Genomic DNA, 18,191 nt, shown 5'->3' with positions numbered 1-18,191 from the left:
ATATAGCAATCCCGATCCCCCAAGAAGAGCCTGATACTCACCTTGGGGGACTCTTTTTTATTTTTTATGACGATACCAAGGCTCAACCGCACGCCAAATTGCCGTCAAATTAATTTGCGTTTCTTCCGCAAACAACATTAATAATTCCAGACCTTCCATTGATTCTAAACTCTGGATACTGCCTTTATGTTGACACCATAATTCCCATAAAAGCGTCTTTTGCTCATCAGTGGCCGTGGCTTTTCGTCCTGGCTCTTCACGAATACCTAGCAAACTGCGTCTTGCTGAGACTTTCGTCGTACTCAAACCAAAGTAGGCATTCAACATTTGAATGGACGCTCCAAGGAGTAAGGCACGATCAATAATCATTCGTTCTTGTGAATTGACTTGTGCCATTTTAACCATTTTCCAAAATGCACTGTGATCAATATTGATCGCCGCAATTGGCACTTTAGATTGGGCAATATCGTACATTTCATCAATGCTTAACTGTTGGATTTCACTGAGTTCTGCCGTTGAAAAGCCAAGGTGATGGCAGGTATTCACATTGCCTTCGCGGATATTATTTACAATGTGGTCTAAAATCACTTTATTTAAATTATCAAGCATAACGCCTCCATTAAGCTGAAGCCCGCAAATAGCGAACAAGACGAATGAGTCGAAATAGTTTCACCAAGGTGACATCATCAATTTTAGGTTCTCGGTCTGCCGAACCTAACAATAATGCGGTATCAAAAAAACAGGCTTCCGAATAGGCTAGATTCTGTGTTTGTAACATACTGAGCAACTCATAAATGGTACGTTGAGTATCATCTTTTAAAGAATCTTCGACGGCTTTCATCTGAAAGCTGTAATCGACAGGCTCATTTACAACGTGTTCAACGAGTTCATCAAGCTCAAACTGCTCGGCAATATCTAAGGCAAGTGAATAGGCTTCCGCTTTATGTTGGCGACTTGGGTACACTTGCCAAATATCCGCAACAGGTTGACGACCAACACAAGCAAACTCTAGGCCATTTGCAATAGCTTGCTGCTCACGTTGAGCCTGAATGCTCATTCCTGGCGTAATGCCATAATTTTGGGCAAATTGCTGGGCGAGATCTTGGGTTGGTTCAGAACGAGAAACCTCATCGACTGTTTCGGTATTCACAATGTCATTGACGGCTTCAGTGTCTAAACTATCGTGGCTGGCATCTTCTACAAAAGTGCGGTCATTTTTTTCTGCGTTTTCGGCACGTTCATCAAAGATTGGTGTAATGGCACTTGCACTTTCTGATTCGGTCATCTCAACGTCTTGAACAGGTTCAGAAAGGGATTTTTCCAATTGCTGTTGCTGAAATCTCGCCACATCTTCTTCACTATGCTGAATTTGTGCATCAATTTCTTGCTGCTTTTTCGCTAATTTTTGGAATTTACGCTCATCAAGATCCACTTCCACATAGAGCATTTCATAGCTGACTTTACCCTCAAGGGCATCCGTCATCTCATTAATTAAGGCATCTTGAAAGGTCTTCACATTGAATGGGTGATCATCATTACAACGAGAAAGACTATTTTTCCAAATAGCTTCAAACGTGATTTCTGTATCAAATTGATATTGTTGCCAAACCTCAAGAGCGTTATTGCGAATGGCTAGCAACTTATCTATTGGGCTATGACCTAATCCATTAAACAATACATCAGGAATAAAAGGGTACAGATAATTTATACACCGTTCCATCTTTGTTACTAAAACATGCGATATAATGTAACCGTCATTTTCTAAAACATCTGATAATTCTCTAGACGAAAGCTGTTTTCCTAACTTTTTCTCGTAATACTCCTTCGCCTGCTGAATCCCTAACGCTTTCTCTATAAAGGTTAAATCTGCACGGGTATCATTTTCAATTAAATGACCGATCAGCAAATCGAGTTCGGCTTCCACACTGTCCGCTGTCTCCCCTTTCCAAGGTTTATATAGGCATTCAATCGCCCAAAAACGCTGATCTTGGGTTTCACTAAATAGCTCTTTTAAGGCTTGAATCCGCGTATTCCCCCCGTCTGCGATGATATAAAACGGCTCACCTGGACGTTGGGTAATATTAGGCTTATGATCGAGTCCGCGACGTCGAATAGATTCTTTGATCATCTCAAAGTTAGGATTACGGGTTTTGCGTGGATTATGCTCATAAGGGCGTAATTTATCCAAAGTTACCGTAATATACTGAGAGGTTGTCGGGTAATGCGTTGCAGCCGCCCCTACATAAGAAGGCGAGGTATTCACCATTGGTGCAACATTTAAATTCCGTGCCACGGCATCTGATAATTTTTTGTTCTTAGTATTCATCGTAATATCCACCTAAATTCATTTCATTTTCAAATAAACTAAACTCACCATAAAAACGGCATTTCACGCTCCCTAATGGTCCATTACGTTGTTTGCCGATAATGATTTCAGCTAGCCCCCGATCAACACTTTCTGGGTGATAGACTTCATCACGATAGATAAATAGGATCACATCAGCATCTTGCTCTAACGAGCCAGATTCGCGTAAATCCGCATTGACAGGGCGTTTATTGGTGCGTTGTTCTAAACTACGATTGAGTTGTGAAAGGGCATAAACAGGACGCCCTAATTCTTTGGCTAAGGCTTTCAATGCTCCTGAAATTTGCGTGATTTCAAGATGTCGGTTCTCTACTCTGCCTGTGCCTCGCATTAATTGGAGATAATCAATGAACACCGCCGCAGGCAAACCATATTGGCGGCTATATTGACGTACTTTACTGCGTAATCGAGGGATCGTTAATGCTCCCTCATCATCAATAATTAAACGTTTGCTCCAGTCTTTTTGAATACGCCCCACAGCCTCAGAAAGTTTGCCCCAATCTTCTTCCTCAAGCTCAGTTGCTCGACGAATCTTTTGCAAACTTACTCGTGATTTCATTGCCATAAAACGTTGTAATAACTGGTCAGCTGGCATTTCCTGACTGAAATAAAACACGGGCTGATCCGTCAGCTTATCCAGAATACTTGCAGTGGCCGTGAGAGAAAGTGCCGTTTTTCCCATCGCAGGGCGAGCAGCGATGATAATCAGTTCCCCCGCTTGCCCGCCAGTGGTCAATTCATCAATTTGTTGAATACCTAATGGTGTGCCTGTAACAGGATCCGCACTTAAGGTAGATTGCTCCATCTTATCGAACATTTGCGAAAAAATGTCCGCTAATTGCACCGCACTTTTATCTGTTTGATTTAACGAAATTTTCGTATATCGCTGTTCAATCTGCTCGGCAAGTGCTGCCAAATTTTCCGCATTCTTAGGCTCCTTCATTTCACTTAAAATAAACTGCCCCAAGGCTAAAAATTGGCGTTGCCGACTATATTGTTTGACCAGCTCTGCATAAGCTACAATGTTGGCAACGGATGGCGTGTTATTGGCTATTTCAGCTAAATAGGCAATCCCCCCGACATCTTCCAGCCTGCCTTTTTCTTTGCAAGATTCCGATACCGTGAGTATATCAATGGCTTTATTTTGGTTAACCAGTGACGCAATAGTTTCAAAAATATAGCGATGCTCGACAATATAGAAATCTTCAGGGGTGAGAATGATCGCCACATCATCAAAGCAATCCGCATTAATCAATAACCCGCCAATGACGGAATATTCTGCCTCAAGCGAATAAAGCTCAGCGGGGGATTTTTTCGTTTTACGCATTATGTCCTCCTAAACCTTGCTCAAATTGATGGGCAAATTGAGGTAACAAATGCATACACAGTGCCTGAATTACGGCATACTCTGCTTTGCTATGTCGATAGACGGGCAATGAATAGGTTGCCGCCTCACGGTAAGCGACTTTGTCAGGAATATGAAAATCAAGGAGGGTTTTATCAGCACTTAAGTTTTGCTCAAAAAGCTGTTTTAGCTGACTAAGCACAAATTTCACATCATTGGTATGATCGACACAGTTAGGCACCGCTTTGAGCGGCGGGAGCGAAAACCCAAATGCCTCAAAGGTCTGCAATTCTTGGTACATACCTATCGTGCCGCGAAGAAATTCTTTTGCGGATAAAATATGTGGCAAGATAGGACAAAATAATAAATCGGCAGCAAGTACAGACATATCTACCGTAATATCTCGCGTTCCGCGTGTATCCACAACAATCACATCATAGCCTTTGAGTTTTTTCAGCAGAAAGCTAAACCGTATTGCACCATCAGGGGCATTGCGTAGCATCTGGCTAACATTATTTGTGGGATCGTTGGATTGAATTAAATCTAAATTTGGCAGGGTTGTTTTTGAAATAATATGGGCGGGATCGACATCTTGATAGGTCAAAAACTCATGGATACCACCTGGTGCGACATAATCTAAAGCAAAATAAGCACTGAGTGTCGGTTGCGTATCGGTATCAATTAATAAGGTCTTTAACCCGTGATCTGCACAAAATGCACCAATATTCGCCGCATTTGTACTTTTTGCTGAACCGCCTTTGGTTGAGGCTATGGTAATGATGAATGGTTTTTTGGTAAAAAATTGATTAGTGTTCATAATCATACTCACTTATACAAGAAAAATGGATAAGAAAGTATTGACTGAAATTAATTACATAGAAGAGAGTATCTAGAATTGATCAAATCTTACTTTAAACTCTACTTAAGAGTTGATTTCAAATGGTGCCCGAGGGCGGACTTGAACCGCCACGACTCGAAAGTCGAGGGATTTTAAATCCTATCCATTATAAATATCTATAAACTATAATCATTAATAAAATCAATGACCTAATCGCCTAATCATTATAATTTTATCCCACTAAATTATCAATATTTCCTACCTTTTTACCTCTATTTCGTCAAATTTACGTCAAACTAAATTTACTTCTTCTTAAACCAAATTCCCCCAAATACTCTCGCTAATCCATACAAAAGCCGCCCTAAAATCGGCCGTTTATTTTTTAGCATACATTGCAAAAATCGCTCGTCTGCTTCTTTTCGCGATACCGTGCCATTGATGCCATAATCCCGATCGTGTTGATGGCAACAGTCATTCACATCAGCAGGTGCGGATTTCCACCCTGTGCAATAATGTTTCTGTTTCTTGCTCATAAACTCTCCAAAAAAAAATGACCGCACTTTTGTGCGGCCAAAACAAAATTAACTCCGATCAAGCATACCATCAATAGATACAATGTTGTCTAGTCTATACTCTTGGGAGTTATAAATAAATACGCGTTGTCTATAGTTAACATCTGGTAATGGGCTCCCCCCCTCGAGCGTGATTGTGATACTGGTATCATCGCTAAAGCGGATTTGGTAATCGCCCGTAAACGGTGCTTTAAAGCCGAATCCGCCGTTATGAGGTAAAGAGACCACATCTACCAGGCGTTCAGGTGGCGGATCTACACGATATAAGTAAGTATCTTTTAACGGTAGCTTGCTGATTGCGTTACTATACGTCTCTGTTGTTAATAACGCTCCTGTCTCATCATAGATGGACATTGCCCCTCCGACCACTTTAATGACAATTACTTCTGGCGCAAGTGCCAATTTATAAATCTCATCCCACTCTTGTCCCTGTCTAAATGCGAGCGTGCTCGCTCCTCTACTTAAGCTAACACGCTTATAAACTGTATCGCCATCAACATTTGGGTCATACAGATGGATATAATTTTGTAACTGCACTTCTTGTTGTTGTACGCGCTGCAAGTCCACCTCAAATTCCCCAAGCGGCAAATCATCTAACGCAGGTACTGTTACGGTTACTTTGCCTGCATATTCAGTATCGTCAAAAATGAGATTACCGTCGTCCAAGTGGGCTATATCTGGAGTAAATGCATAGGTTTCCCCTTTCACCGCTGGCATACGACTAATATTTGCAACAGTAATAAGCGCACTATCTGAGGCAAATCCATATATTTTACCAAGCTGGCTAAAATCATATTGCGCCTGTGTTAACGCTTTGATGATTCGTTTTACCCCGTCATCAAGCCCAGCGTGACCTTGCTCCCCTTTTAAGCTGGCTAACCATTCTGCTTCCGTCCCCCCAAACCCGTTGTCAACGGCTACTTGATATGCGGATTTACCGCTTGGGCCAGGTTCGCCTTGTGGACCTTGTTCACCCTGAGGTCCTACATCTCCCGTATCGCCTTTTAGCAATTCTGCGGCGGTAACCGTTACATTGATGTTGATGTCTGATTTTTCAGCTTTTGCTCTGATTTCTTTGGCCATAATAGCCCTCCTTATTTTGTAATATCGTGAGTTAATAGAATTTTGCCGCGCATCAAGGTTTTCACCTTGCCGTCTTTGGTCAGCTGTAAGTCATAATCAGCTTTTTTCCAGCTCCAGTTTTTGGTGAGGGCGTGCGTGAAATTGAGTAATACCGTATTAGCATTAAACAAAGTAATCCCGCCCTCAGCGGAGGAGAGGCGGACACCTTGCCCCATTTGAGGCTTAATCTCCATTTCAAGCAGTCCGTCCCCCAATAAAAAATCGCCTTCGTCAGTGGTAAAGGCGATTTTAAAGGTGGTGTCATCTCCACGGTATAAAGCTAAGTCTTCTTGGTGCATCGCTACTCCTTAACTTTTCCACTAGCAAAGAGATAAGGATTAACGTAGCCCTCGTAGTCCTCTGGCACATACTCTTCTGGCTGCGCTTTGACTAGTTCAGATAACGCCCATTCGTACGGGATTTGGTCCCACGCCGGTACGCTGGGGATGGTAAATGTATTGACTGATAACAACTCCTTACCCGCCTCTTTTTTCGCTTTCGACACGTAAGATGCAATTGTGATGTAAGTCGCGTGATTTAGGTAATCTACCTGCAATCCTGTTACTTCGTGATAATTTACGCTCGCACCGGTGCGATTATCTTCAAGTTGTTTTTCGATGTATTTCATAATAATTTCCTCTTTGTTTGTTTTAGATAAAAGAAAACCGCCAAGAGGGCGGTTGGTTTAGTTAAAGATGTATTGTTCTCGCAGAATTTGCGATAAAGGCATCAATTTTCAATATTCCATCATAATATACACTGGCATCAGCATATATAAGAATGATATTGCCTCTCGTATTTTTGGGTAAAAAATAATAATTTCGTTTTTTCACATCAACCCCATTAATCGTAAGCTGCTCTAAACGGTTATGAGTACGTGTATACGTATCTCCTCCATCATAAGCCTCTTGATACGTTTTCTCGATATTAAATCCCTCCGTAATAAAGCGAATCATTCTATCTACGGGTCTCTGATCGATATAAATATTTACTTGTTTTCGGTCCGTGCTATATCGTAATTTCCCGCATACATAAGTGAAAAACTCATAAATATTTGAACCAATAATTTCGGTGACTTCAAGCTGACCAGTAAATTTTCCCGTTGCCCCTTCTAGCCTCGTTCCGCGGATAATGCCACCTTCGATAGTCGACCCATTAATCGTCCCACCATTAATGCGGTTACCTGTAATGGTCGTCCCCGTGATACTTCCGCCCGTAATATTCGGCGCAGAAATGGTTTGATTTGCTCGAATATGCTTACCAATAATTGTGCCATCCGCGATTAAATCGCCATTAACGGCAACGCGATTATTAACGACAGACAACATCGGTACAACATTACCATCACTGGCATTTTTCACCACGCCAAATTTATCTGCAATAACAATCACACTGCTTTCTGCTGTGCGGTTATCACCTGATGCACCCAACGCAATGCCGGCAATCGCTTTACGACCGCCTGCAATGGTTTGCGTTTTGATGGTGTGAGTAGCAGATAGCTTGCCGTCTGTTGTCGCAACAGCTCTGCTTACGGTCGAAATTTGTGCTTTAGCATCATTAATAGATGCGGTTACGGTATCAATACGTTGACCAAGTGCTTGATCGGCTCGGGTTAGCGTCTCTCGCGTACTATCAACTTTTGCACTTACTGCTTCCACTGCACTTTCTAAGTCTTCCGGTGCAGGTGTCCAGTCGGTGGCGATTGTGCCTTTTTCCAACTTCGGCTTTTTGATGTAAATTACACCATCAGCGGTTGCATAGCTTGTAAAAATAAATTGCAATGCTTCGCGATTTCGCCCCTCTTTGTCTAATTTATTGATAACAATCGGCTTAGATACTCTCACCCACTCATCAGATTTTGGCAAAACAAAGCTAGACCTTGCATTATCTTTAAACGAGTTATCATCATAAAACTGTCGCACATAAGCACTCACCGACATATCTTTTGTAGCCTTGTACCAAAAAGAAATGGTGTATTGCTCACCTAGCTCCACTTTTTGTAAAGCTGTAGATTTTTTAGCAATAAGGCTCCAAGACGAATATAGCGCGGTCGATGATGGAAGCAGTAATACGCCATCTTCAACCCTCCCTACTCTTGGCTCATCTTGATGCTTACTGAACCGCCAGAACTCAGGACTAAATGTTTCTGTATCTTGCAAAAAGTTACGCCCACCAACTTTAATGTTATCCACTTCGGCTTTCGCATCTCTCCGCCATTCGCTTTGTAGCGTTGTGCGTGCAAGACTTGCCACTTCAGTTTTATTGGCTTTTGTCGATTGGATATTCGTAATGCCCGCTTCTGCGTTACTTACACGGCTCGTTAATGCGGTGATTTTATCCGCGTTAGCTTTGTCACCACTGGCTCTAGCTGATTTTTCTTCCGTAATTTGGCTATTAGCTTTATTCAAATTCGCTGTAAGCTGATTTAGTTGTGCGGCGGTTGAAGTGCGATTATCTGACACGGTTTTTTCTACGCGAGCTATTCCGCTTTCAGCCGTCGCCATTCTTGTTGTTAAGTTGCTCACTTGTTGAGCCGTTGCTTGCTCTTTAGTGGCTTGCGTAGATTTGTAGCTTGTCAAATCTGCACTTACTGCCTCCACTGCACTTTCTAAATCTTCAGGTGCGGGTGTCCAGTCGGTGGCAACGGTGCCTTTTTCGAGCTTGACTTTGCGATACTGTACTTGCCCAATTTGGCTATAACCTAAAATGATTCGCCAAAAATCAAAATTTTCGCCATCATCTTGCAATAACCCAGTCATTGAGTAGCGTTGCCATTGGTCGGTCAAGTTAATATACCCTGTAGTAATTCGCTCAACCGTCGGCAATCCATTTCGGCGGTTTTCACGTACTCTCATCCACATTTGAGGGCTACCACTGATACAACGAGCTTCAAAACTCAATGTATAACTATTACCAACCTCAATTTTTCCAAGGCTTTTCGAGCCTTTAGTAGAGCCAAAAGGTTTAGAGTAGAGCTGCCATTGTTTCCACGTTGTAGATGAGCCTGTAACCGTAACAATACCATCATTTATTTGATGATTTCTGTCATCTCGGCTCCCTGTGGAGAAGTGCCAACGCCCGCGCGAAAAATCACCATCATCAGCATAATTTCGTCCGCCGATTTGTAAATTATCCAATTTCGCATTCAGGTTTTGGCTAATTTCAGACAGACTTTGTGCCTGTGTGCTGACGGTGCGTTGTAGAGTAGTCAATCCACTTTCTGCGCTAGCCACTCTTGATGTAAGTGCAGTACGTTGCCGTGCTTCTGCCTCATCCCCTTTCGCCCTTGCTACTTTTTCTGCATCTAACCCTGATAAGGCTTGTTCCGCTTTCGCTGTCAAGGCAGTAATTTTTTGTGCTTGTTGAGTATCGACATTTTGCAGCTGTGAAATAGCTGTGCCACGAGCATTGGCTTCCGCTTGAATTTTTGCGGTCAATTTCGTGCTTTCGGTTTGAATTGCTTTTGTGCGGTTTGTTACTTCAGCATTCAATGCCGCAGTTCGTGCTTTAGCTTCGTCTTGAATGGCTTTTGCTCGTGCTTGTGATTCAGCAACCACTTGCGAGATAGCATTAGCAACCGCTGTTTTACGATTTCCTGCCTCATTTTCTACCGCACTTGCAATGTCTGCCTGCAAGCTATCAATCAGGCTTTGATCGAGTTCGCTTTTGGTGATTTTACCGTGTAAATAATCAGTCAAGACAGTAGCATCTTGACTTGGTCGCCCCTCTACTGCGTCTGTAAATTGCCCCGCATTATCCCCATCAACCATTCTCGCCCAAAACCAAAACCGGTCATTTAAACCCAGGCCTGTGTAGGTATAGCTACTCGTTGGGTAAGCAAGGCTCACCAGTTTGCGCGCATTGGCAAATTGATTATCTTGGCTCACCCAAATTTCAATGGCGGTTTTGGGATTGGCAAAAATCGGGTTACGCCAGTTCAATTCGATAGCAAACATTTTTGGTACAGTAACCAATTCGCTGACCGCCAAACGCACAGTAAAGGTTTTTGTGACTGGTTCAGAAAGTTGCCCTTGGGCATTTTTAGCACGAACTTCGGCAATATACTCGCCATCAGGCAAGCCAACAAAAGTCATCTTCGGTGTGGTGAGATTGTCATACAGCTTATAAAACTTGCCGTCACGATAGAGTTTAATCTGGTACTTCACCCTTGCACTATTTTGTACAATGGCATCAAAACTTAGCTCAATACCGTCGCTATTGGCCTGTACTGAGACATTATTCACTTTGCGCAGACCGCTCGTTGCAAGCGTGGTTTCTCTTGGTTCAAACACGGCACCGTTATCCACAATGGCTTCTTTTTGCGGTTCGTGTTGCAAGGCAACAATAGTGTACTTGCCTTTTTCCTCCTCGCTGATTGAAAGGCATTTAAACAATTGTACATTGATTTGTTGCGTAGTAAGCGTCCGAACCGTATAAGGCACTAAATCTTCAGGCATAGTTTCTAGCACCGCCTGATTACCTTCTGCCACGCCCAGAATGCGAATGTCTTTGTGCTTACCTTCAGCGTTGATATAGGTCAAATAACTTTTACCCGAGATTGTAATCTCACGGTCTAAAATGGCTTTGTGCCCCTCAATCGCTAAGACGCGTCCACCGATATTCGTCGCCGCATAATCGCTGTCTGCCACACGAATAATATCACCGGGGATATGCATTAAACCTTCTGCACCCACGCTAAAAGTTACGGTTTTAGTCTCTAATCGTTCGGTTTCTAAAATCCACTTTCCTGCACGGTGCGCCTGTCCGCGCGAAGTGCAACCAAAAGCCGTTACCTTTTTGATATTTAACCCGTAGCGACGAATTAAGGCATCATCTGATACCACTTCCACTTTCTTTTCATAACTGTCCGAAGCGTCAATATATTCAACGTGGATTTCGTTATGTCGCGCTTTAAGTGCAGAATATTGATAGCTAAATTCGCCATTGACCACATTGGCGTTGGTATAAGTCCACACGGGGTCGGCGGGTCTATCCATCACGACAGTGAATTCACGCCCATTCCACACAGGCATTGCTCTAAAGATTGAGCAAATATCATTGATGACATCATAAGCCTTGCGTTGCTCAACAAGCCAAGCATTACAGGTAAAACGGGGTTCTTTACCACCAAAGCCGTCTGGCACAAGTTGGTCACAATATTGCGCCACTTGGTAGAGTGTCCATTTATCCACGCTAAACTCGCCCAATCGTTGACCTAAGCCATAACGCTTGTTGGTCATCAAATCATATAACACCCACGCTGGGTTATTTGACCATGCAATCTTAAACGTACCGTCCCAAAGTCCAGTATAAGTGCGGTTAATTGGGTCGTAATTACTTGGCACTTTGAGTTTAATCCCGTAGATTTCATAGTTTCGGTTTGGGATTGAACCAAAATACTCAGAGTCAAACTGGATGCCGACAAGTGCGGTATTGGGATAAGCAAACTGCGTTTCGATGATTTCGGTATAACTCGACCAAACCGTGTTATTTTGTAAACGTTGGCTTTTGCTATCGTCAGTTAAACGCTCAACCCGCACTTGAAATGGCACGGGTGGCAAATCGCCGTACTCAAACTGGCGTAAATATTGTGAGCTGTATTTGCCTTCAATCACCACAGGATAAATACGTTCCCCAATGGTTACGCGCAACTCTACCCTTGTGCCATTGGTGTCCCCTTGGTCATTCTGACTAAATAGCGACTGAACGCCAAGGGTTAAGCGCAGACGAGAAACTTTGCTATCCGTAATAGTACGAGTAATCGGCACGGTTTTGCGTACCTGTGCGCTGACTGCCACTTCTTTTTCTGACGTGTTAAACCCCTCCATTATGTCTTGGTCTTGCACACCAATGCGCCCTTGCGCGTCCACATTATTAAAATTGTAACTGTCATCGCTAGCTTGGATTGGCGTTTTATCCAAATATACAGATTTTACCCCGTCCACCAAGCCTTGGATTTCACCCTCGGAAATAATTTCAACAATATTGACTAACTGTTTTGAGCGTCCACTTTCTGGCGCTTCAACGGGCGTACGACCGCCACCACCGCCTCCTCCACCCATAATTTACTCCTTATTAAAATCATTGTTACTTATGCAAAGCTACCTTTTCCAAACCCTGTGCGACGGGGTGCTTTATACACCTCCACATCAATCGTGCGCACGCCTTGCGAAATCACCATTGAGCCTGTGAGTATGCGACCGTACGCTAACGGCACCATTCGACCTTGCGCAATCATATTGGCCCGGTTCGAGAATGCTGTGGATTGTTTCTTTTCCGCCTCATTTTGGTTTGACATAGCGGGTTGTTTGGTGAGCATTTGAGCCACCCCACTAATCATTAACCCAAGACCTGCTGAAATTAATGCTTGTCCACCGTAAGCATAGAGTACCGCTCCAACAACAACTAAAACTGCCCCAACAATAGTCTGAAACAGCCCTGCTTTTTTCGACCCTTTCAGCACCGGTGTAATATGCACCGTCATTCCCGCTTTGAGCTTGTAAAACAAGCCTTTTTCAAGATAGCGATTATCAACATATTCACGCCCAATTCGCACGGTAAATAAACCTTGCTGGATAAATTCTCGCAGTTTGGGGATTTGTGATGTCAATGCCTTAATACATTCTGCTGGTGTCTCTGCGTCTAGCTCAAATGCAGTGCCAAACTGTTTAAGGGCACCGTAAAATCTAACGTTGACCATTGCTTAAATCTCCAAATGCTATGTGTATGTTTAAACCAGTAACCATCATATAAATCTCGTTTTGATAAGCGGCGTGGGCTATGGTGCAATACCATTTGTTCGCCAATATAAATCGCAGCGTGATTTGGCACATCTGCACCTACTTGCATTAAAATCACATCGCCAATTCGTACCGCACTTTCGTCATCCAAGGGTTCAAAGCCGTGCTTGCTCATATTGTCGAGGTACAGATTGAAACCATCTTCCCACCAATAATCGTCCCGTTCAAAGTTCGGAAAATCTGCACCCGCCAAATAATAAAAATCTCGAAACAGCGTGTAGCAATCCATTACGCCGTGATTAAACTCACGCCCAAGCAACGGTGGGATTTTGGGGAAGATATAGATTTCATCACCGCACACGAGCCAAAAATCCACGTCTGCCGCCAGTTGGGTTTGGCGGTCTAAAATCGATAGCACGGGTTCACCGCCAGGGTGCGAATGCACAAGTGCGGTGATTTTTCCCTGAGAATTTGCCTGCAAAAAATCTTCAGGCGAAATCTCGAAGTTATTTTCTTTGTCTTCCGCCTGATTTTCGCAAGGCACAAAAACCATTTCCCTACCTCTTAAAACAACAAAACCGCAACATTCGTGCGGCTCTTGGGCTTTGGCGTAAGTTAAAATCGTTTGTTTTAATTGTTCGCTCATCGCGCGCCTCCCAATTTATCTACCGATACGAACCCGCCATAGTTGCAGAGATTGTTACGCAGCTTACAGCCACTAATTAAACCGCTGCACTTGTCTTTATTCTTATCACGGGTGGGTTGGTCTTTTTCATCTGCCACAGGTCCACCTGTGTAGCCGCATTCAGCCGAGCGATAAAGCCAGCCACATTGCACCGTGATTGTGCGGGCGGAAATCAAGGCATTATCTGTTTCGGTCGGTAGTGCTAGGGTAAATACAGCCACATCTCGCTTAAGCGTAGATAACTGCTCAATGACAAAATAACTCAGCACTTCTTGGCTTGGGTCGGCTTGTCGGTTTCCGTCCGCAAAATTTACCGAGTCCAAATACTGCATATAAACTTGGCGACGGCGGACAATACCGCCTAAACACTGGTCAAAGCGTTGCACAAGCCCTGTGATAAAGCCATTAATATTAGCAAGCGTTAATTCTGGGCGGTTGCTTGGTCCTTGACCTGACATCGAAAATCCACTGGCTTTTACGCCAAAGGCTTCATAAGTGTGTCCTTGCCAGACAATAGGTTGCATCATCTCGTTTGTGCCAGCGTAAAACCGAAACAATTCGCCATTCATTCCATCTTTGTCTTTTAGGTTTCGCAAATCGACTTCAAACAGTTCGATCATTGCGTTCTGCTCGAGCTTACTCAGCTCCAGTTTCATTTGGGTAGGGATTTGTTGGGGCATTATGGCACTTCCTTAAATTCACAGCTAAATTCCGTGTAGGTTTTGCCCATTTTTGCGGGCCACTTGCTACACACGACTTTTTTACGACTGTTAGTGAATGGGTCGTGGAAATAAAAAGGCTCGACACCTTTATGCCGAGCCAAAAATTCATCCACTTCCAACCGCACTTTATTTCGCACTTTCACCACCACAGGATAAACCCGCAATAAATTATTGATCGCCCGAGACTGCCGTTGGGTGTAACCATCGCCAAACTCAATCTCATTGACTTTAGGCGAGTTTTCCACGGTAAATTCTGGACGGATGCACCATTTAAAGGTTTCCATTAGCTAAATGCGCCTCCTGCGCGGAAATTGGTTTGAATAACTTGGTTTGCCTCATTACGTGCAATGGTTTTCATCAGCTCAAGGGTGATTTCAAGTTGATCGCCCTTTTGCTTCGTGCTGACCTCGGCCTGCACTGGCTCACCTTGGTTAATCACTTTGACGGTAATATTTTGCGTGCTGTTATTGTCTCGTTGTCCAACCACTGGCACTTTCGGCACCGCTACACCGCCACCATTAGCAAAGCCTCGGCGACCCGCGAAAGCTCCACCATAGTTGAGGTAGTTAAGATAATCTAACCCAATGCGGCTTGTCGCTTCTTTCGTGATGACGTACTCACCTTTATGCACTATGCCAGCGGGGGTATATTTGCCACCTAGTCCTGTAAAACCACCGGTATCAAATCCAACCAAACCACCTTTCCAATGTTCAGGTGGCGCAGTAACGCTGCCACCACTGGAATAGCCAAACGCAGAGGAAATCGCTTTAAACATTGCCATTCGGATTGTCATTTGAACAATATCTTTGATGATTGACCGAGCAAGATCACCAAAATTTGCTTTTCCAGTCATCGCCAATTCCGTTAGTGCGTCTGACATCCCATTAAAGGCGTTTACGGTGATGTTCTCAATATTTTTTGACACATCAGTAACATCAGCCTCAATTGCTTCCCAGCCATTTTTGATACCTTGCATAGGATCATTTTTAGCTTTTTCTTTTTGCTTTTGAAGTTCTGCATTACGTTTTTTTAACTTTTCAATTTCTTCATCAAGTTTCGCAATGTTTTCTTCGGACATTCCAATTTTTAAGCGCGCAGCCTCTATATCAAGTTGGTGTCCATAACGCAGCAATTCTTGTTCTTGACGGGTTTTGCCTAATAACTCAAGCTCAAATTCCATTGCTTTCAATTTTTGCTCATTATTATAAGTAAATTGTGCGATATTAACTGCTTGCTGTGCTTTATCAATTTGTTCCGCCATCGCTTTTAATTTAGCTTGCCCCTCCGTACCAAAATGCTTATATTTTTCTGCATTGGCTGCAATATCTTGAGTGAGTTTATTCACTTCTTGATATTGGCTAGGATCGCCATAAAGTGCAATATCACTCGCATTCGCTTTTAGCTCTGCCAAGCGTTGCTGCATTTGGGTAAGCTGATCGGTGTACTGCTTAACGTAATCAATTTTTGACTTTTTACTTCCGCCCGATCTTCTATTGCTCTCTTTGGCTAACTCCGCACTTACATAGGCATCAACGAACTTATCTTTCGCTTCGCCTTGATAGCCTTTATTTTTTGCTGCTTGCTCCGCATCGTGCTTATACAACGCTTTTCCTTTTAAGCCCGCGCGCACTTTATCCGCAGCTAACTTGTTGAGGTCTTCTTGCAGTTTATCATTGGCATATCCTACAATTTTATCGCCTTGTTGGAATGCCAAAATCCCTTGTCCTGCAAACATTGAAAACAAAGACTGCAATTTATTCTTCGCGTCTTCTGCGGAGATACCCAACTCGTCCAATGATTTGCTAAATAAAAAGGTTTTATCGGTGACATCTGGGGTTTTACTTGAGCCAATGCCCAAAAGTTGATTGTAATGTTCCCGGGTAGCGTTATAGCGTTCATTAGTCGCATCTAAATCCCGCATTGACTGATCTAAATCTGCGTTGAGATCGATTAACTCACCCTGAACTTTTTTCACCTTTTCGGCGTTACTTGCAAATGAATAAAGGGAATCTGCACCATAGTTAAGCATTTCCCCTTTATTGAGTTCCTCAAGTTGTTTCTGTAATTCCGCTGCCTTTTTCTTTTGCTCCTCAATTTTTTTGTTAAATGCCGCTTTGCTTTCTTCAAGGTCTTTCAGTTGTTTTTGCAATGCCGCCGCAGACATTTTTTCTAATGCAGCTTTACTTGCATCAACCGATTGCACATAATCTTTGGCTTTTTGCGTTGCTTCCTCTGTGGCATCTGCGGTAGCGAACCAATACCCCGCAAACGAGGCAACGACGGTAAGTGCGGTTATTCCCAACATAAGCGGATTGGATAAAAATGCCGCTTTCATCATTTGAAGTTCCGCGGTTACTCCCCGCACAACACCGCGGTAAACATTCATCAACGCGCTTGATTTAATTAAGCCCGCTTGATATGCACTTTGTGCGACCGCGTTTTCCATATACGCGACTTTAACGCCTTGCTTTATAGCAATAACCTGTTCTTCTGCCGCTTTTTGCAATTTTGTCATCGCAAGTTCTTGCTGTCGAAGACTCAATATTTGGGAGGTTAACGCCGCACGCTGTTCTTGCGTTGTCGCACTTTTTAAGCGAGCAACCAATAATTCGCGTTCCACCACAATTTGTTGCTTGGCGTAAGCGATATTCTGCACTTCAGCTTGTGCAAGGTTATATTCAGAGCGCGCTTTTTCATAGTTCGCTTGTGTCGTGAGTGATAAGGTTTTCGCCGCCTCACGCTCTACAATTTGTTTTTCTTTTGCAATTTTTAGCGATTTTTGATATTCAGCGAGTTGTTGGATTTTTGGGCGCGCTAAAAAGTATCCTCCCACTAAAGCGAATTGCCCCGCCCTTTCCGCTAACGTATCAAAATTATTCGCAATGGTATTCACCACATCTGCGATGGATTTTGTACTCACCAGCCCTTGATTGAGTTCACCCACCCATTTTTGCGCGGCGTTATTTAAATTAACAAAAGCGCCCGATAAGGTTGTATCATTCGCACTAAATAAACGGTCAATTTCAACCCCCATTTTTTGTAATGCTTTGATGATAACATCAGTGGTTAAAACGCCTTTTTCACCCAACTCTTTTAATGCGCCAACTGGCACACCTAAACCATCGGCGATCGCTTTCGCTAAGGCTGGCGTTTGCGTCATTACCGAAGATAATTCTTGACCATTTAACCGCCCTTTATCTAAAGCTTGGCTAAACTGCAAAAGCCCCGCCTCGGCAGAAGCTGCGCTCACCCCCGATAAGGCAATGGTTTTATTTACCGTTTCCGTTAGGCGAGCCACCTCACTTTGAGCAATCCCAAGCTCTTTTGCGCTGCTTGCAAATTTAGTGTAGACCTGTGCTGTTGCATCCGCAGATTGAAAGGTTTTTGACGAAATATCATAAACTGCCTGAATCGCCTTTGCTTCGCTTACACTATCTTCCGTTACTAACTTAATACGGTTTTTTAATTCAGTATGCGCATCGGCTAATTTAATAATTTGTTGCGCTGCATTTTTTGCTGAACCGCCCAATACTCGAGTAGCGGTTTCAACCAGCTGCCATTTTGTGGAATTATTAATGGAATTAGCGGCTTTTTCGATATTGTTTAAATATTTTGTGGTACGTTCCGAAAAGGTTTTTACACGCTGTTGGGCATTTTCAAAGTTGACCTGTAGCTGTTTTGTGAACTTCTGTGTTTTGTAATCTGAGCTATTTAATGCTTTTTCAAAGTCTAAGGTGTTTAACCCTAGATAAATATTAAGACCACCAAGTGAACCTGACATAAACTTTTCTCCATAAAAAAA

The 18,191-nt window shown here is 43.2% G+C and carries 14 protein-coding genes; all 14 read right to left on the bottom strand.

Annotated features, from left to right (window positions below):
• Nucleotides 1-57 precede the first annotated feature (57 nt).
• The gene (locus L4F93_RS08535; RefSeq protein WP_250349887.1) at nucleotides 58-609 is read right to left on the bottom strand and encodes a DUF2857 domain-containing protein; all 552 of its coding nucleotides are present in this window, start codon (nucleotides 607-609) and stop codon (nucleotides 58-60) included.
• Between the two features lie 10 nt (nucleotides 610-619).
• Nucleotides 620-2,326: a ParB family protein gene (locus L4F93_RS08530; protein ID WP_250349886.1), complete on the bottom strand. Its 1,707-nt coding sequence runs from the start codon at nucleotides 2,324-2,326 to the stop codon at nucleotides 620-622.
• Nucleotides 2,316-3,692, bottom strand: a complete 1,377-nt coding sequence (dnaB, locus tag L4F93_RS08525) for a replicative DNA helicase (RefSeq protein ID WP_250349885.1) — start codon at nucleotides 3,690-3,692, stop codon at nucleotides 2,316-2,318. Before dnaB ends, L4F93_RS08530 begins: the two co-directional genes overlap by 11 nt.
• Entirely contained in the window at nucleotides 3,685-4,527 is an 843-nt protein-coding gene (locus L4F93_RS08520) for a ParA family protein (protein WP_250349884.1), read from the bottom strand. Before L4F93_RS08520 ends, dnaB begins: the two co-directional genes overlap by 8 nt.
• 323 nt (nucleotides 4,528-4,850) lie before the next feature.
• The gene (locus tag L4F93_RS08515) at nucleotides 4,851-5,081 is read right to left on the bottom strand and encodes a DUF1353 domain-containing protein (RefSeq protein WP_250349883.1); all 231 of its coding nucleotides are present in this window, start codon (nucleotides 5,079-5,081) and stop codon (nucleotides 4,851-4,853) included.
• A gap of 48 nt (nucleotides 5,082-5,129) precedes the next feature.
• Complete coding sequence (locus tag L4F93_RS08510) at nucleotides 5,130-6,203, bottom strand: collagen-like protein (RefSeq protein WP_250349882.1); 1,074 nt, start codon at nucleotides 6,201-6,203, stop codon at nucleotides 5,130-5,132.
• Nucleotides 6,204-6,214: 11 nt separating this feature from the next.
• The gene (locus L4F93_RS08505) at nucleotides 6,215-6,541 is read right to left on the bottom strand and encodes a hypothetical protein (RefSeq protein WP_250349881.1); all 327 of its coding nucleotides are present in this window, start codon (nucleotides 6,539-6,541) and stop codon (nucleotides 6,215-6,217) included.
• A gap of 2 nt (nucleotides 6,542-6,543) precedes the next feature.
• On the bottom strand, nucleotides 6,544-6,870 hold the full coding sequence (locus tag L4F93_RS08500) for a hypothetical protein (protein ID WP_250349880.1): 327 nt from the start codon (nucleotides 6,868-6,870) through the stop codon (nucleotides 6,544-6,546).
• A gap of 61 nt (nucleotides 6,871-6,931) precedes the next feature.
• Nucleotides 6,932-12,304, bottom strand: a complete 5,373-nt coding sequence (locus tag L4F93_RS08495; protein WP_250349879.1) for a phage tail protein — start codon at nucleotides 12,302-12,304, stop codon at nucleotides 6,932-6,934.
• 29 nt (nucleotides 12,305-12,333) lie between these two features.
• Nucleotides 12,334-12,942 carry a tail assembly protein gene (locus L4F93_RS08490; protein WP_250349878.1) on the bottom strand — a complete coding sequence of 203 codons (609 nt, stop codon included), beginning with the start codon at nucleotides 12,940-12,942 and terminating at the stop codon, nucleotides 12,334-12,336.
• A complete protein-coding gene (locus L4F93_RS08485) occupies nucleotides 12,885-13,628 on the bottom strand; it encodes a C40 family peptidase (RefSeq protein ID WP_250349877.1) in 744 nt (247 codons plus the stop codon). Before L4F93_RS08485 ends, L4F93_RS08490 begins: the two co-directional genes overlap by 58 nt.
• Entirely contained in the window at nucleotides 13,625-14,347 is a 723-nt protein-coding gene (locus L4F93_RS08480; RefSeq protein WP_250349876.1) for a phage minor tail protein L, read from the bottom strand. Before L4F93_RS08480 ends, L4F93_RS08485 begins: the two co-directional genes overlap by 4 nt.
• Nucleotides 14,347-14,673 carry a phage tail protein gene (locus L4F93_RS08475; RefSeq protein WP_250349875.1) on the bottom strand — a complete coding sequence of 109 codons (327 nt, stop codon included), beginning with the start codon at nucleotides 14,671-14,673 and terminating at the stop codon, nucleotides 14,347-14,349. Before L4F93_RS08475 ends, L4F93_RS08480 begins: the two co-directional genes overlap by 1 nt.
• Nucleotides 14,673-18,170: a tape measure protein gene (locus L4F93_RS08470; RefSeq protein ID WP_250349874.1), complete on the bottom strand. Its 3,498-nt coding sequence runs from the start codon at nucleotides 18,168-18,170 to the stop codon at nucleotides 14,673-14,675. The genes L4F93_RS08475 and L4F93_RS08470 overlap by 1 nt, the downstream gene beginning before the upstream one ends.
• Nucleotides 18,171-18,191: the final 21 nt, after the last annotated feature.

Source organism: Avibacterium sp. 20-132 (assembly GCF_023611925.1).
Classification (GTDB): Bacteria; Pseudomonadota; Gammaproteobacteria; order Enterobacterales; family Pasteurellaceae; genus Avibacterium.
The sequence above is the reverse complement of the archived record's forward strand: the minus strand, read 5'-3'. Positions and strand labels throughout refer to the sequence as shown.